The organism is Vibrio anguillarum, assembly GCF_001989995.2.
Taxonomy (GTDB): domain Bacteria; phylum Pseudomonadota; class Gammaproteobacteria; order Enterobacterales; family Vibrionaceae; genus Vibrio; species Vibrio anguillarum.
In genome coordinates this window covers 1-288 of record NZ_JAHGUP010000227.1, presented here as the reverse complement: position 1 = coordinate 288, position 288 = coordinate 1, and the positions used below count along the sequence as shown (strand labels likewise).

Here is a 288-nt window from a genome sequence, read left to right as displayed (position 1 = left end):
CTTGAAGCGTTTGTTATGTGTTTGTTTCCGTCATACCAACGTAGCCTGCTTGCTCTTGGAGTCTTTTGCACCACGCTTGAATATTGGGGTAATCGGATAAGTTAAAACCACCTTCATCTGCAACATGCGTATAAGCGTACAGTGCAATATCAGCGATAGTGAGTTGCTTACCAACAAGATAATCCGTTTGAGCTAAGCGACTTTCCATTATTGATAAGGCTTTATTACCTCCAGGTTGTAGGGCACGATATTCCTCTAACCTTGACTCTGGCATACCTTGATATTTTT

At 41.7% G+C, this 288-nt stretch carries 1 protein-coding gene; it reads right to left on the bottom strand.

Features of this window, described 5'->3' with window-relative positions:
• Positions 1 to 13: 13 nt before the first annotated feature.
• On the bottom strand, positions 14 to 288 hold a 275-nt coding region (locus PL85_RS18615; RefSeq protein ID WP_234934729.1), incomplete at its 5' end, for a glutathione binding-like protein.